The 1280-nt window shown below is 35.5% G+C and carries 1 protein-coding gene; it reads left to right on the top strand.

The features are described 5' to 3' along the window. A partial coding sequence (locus tag V7164_RS11145) for a DUF2515 family protein (RefSeq protein WP_335354099.1) occupies positions 1–915 on the top strand: 915 nt, incomplete at its 5' end. Between the last annotated feature and the right edge of the window lie 365 nt (positions 916–1280).

Below are 1280 nucleotides of genomic sequence, written 5' to 3'. Positions count from 1 at the left end.
CAAAAGTACAATGCTGATAATATTTCCCGGACAGATGCCTATTTTCATTATTATAATCGAAATCCCGAAATTATTTGGTCATTCCTTGCAAGCATGGTGTCCCGAAATGCTGGATGGAATATGTGTGATCTCGAAGGTAAATGGTTTTCAAAAATAATAAATAAACAATTAAGAAAAAAACTGTTCCTAACTTATGAGCGGGCCAACTGGCTTATTTTTCAAGATGCATTTCCGCAATTGCTGCTCTATCAATATTCGACGAAAATGAATCGTCCAATGTTTCATTTATTAAGATATTTCCATGTATCTTCATATATGGTTAAGGAATGGCGGCTTTTTTGGGACCGCAGATGTATAAAAAGACTGATGATTTCACAAATCATTAACGAACAAAATATCATTCAGAAGCCTGTTATAAAGCATCCAGCCTATAGAAGGAAAGTTTTTCAAACTCCGCTGTTCCTGCTTCAGGATTGGTTTCATTATAGCTCCGTTATCTTTCCAACATGTGATGGGCAGCTATTTGGTGCGAGTGTAAATGGTTTTATATCGTTATCTAAAAGAATCGATCTAGGTAAGCGCCTTGCCGATATTCTATTTCAAAAGGAGTTATATCCTTCCTTTTACGAATTCGCAAAGCGGACCGTTCACACTGGCTCCAGGTATGATTATGAATTTTATTTTAAAGATCGGCCTAAAAGAACGACTCCATTTTTACGATGTACATTCCCATTAATAAAGCAAAGAAAACATAAGGCAGAAGACTGGTCCAAAAATAAAAGATTAAAAAGAAAATGGTTAAAGGAAAATGTGGAGCATATTCACCCAATCGAATTGACAGAATGGTATATAAATAAACAAGCTCAAATAAAGAAGGCTATTAACTTAAAAGAAATCGTGGAAATGAAAAGATAGCCAAAAAATGGAATTCAACACGAATGCTGTCTTCCACCTTTTGGCTGTGAAATGGAAAAAATACTTTGTTATGTTGATGGACGATTGGGTCCTTCAAGTTTTTTATTTCCATAGCCGGTTCTAGTTTCTTCCTGCTTTTTTGGTTGATTTCTCGTATGTTTTTCCTTTTTATTCAAAATACCGCACCTCCGCTTATTAGTTTGCACAGTAATGGGGTTTCCATGCGAGACGAAAATGTCGAAAGAAAGGGAGAAATAATAAAAATTTTTTCTTACTTTGACGAAACGCTTCTAGTTTTGTCAGCCTTGAAGGATTGGAATTAAGGAGAGCGAATAGAGTACATAACAATTAGAAAAGCGGAAGCG

Source organism: Bacillus sp. JJ1474, assembly GCF_036965225.1.
Classification (GTDB): Bacteria; Bacillota; Bacilli; order Bacillales; family Cytobacillaceae; genus Cytobacillus.
The sequence above is the reverse complement of the archived record's forward strand: the minus strand, read 5'-3'. Positions and strand labels throughout refer to the sequence as shown.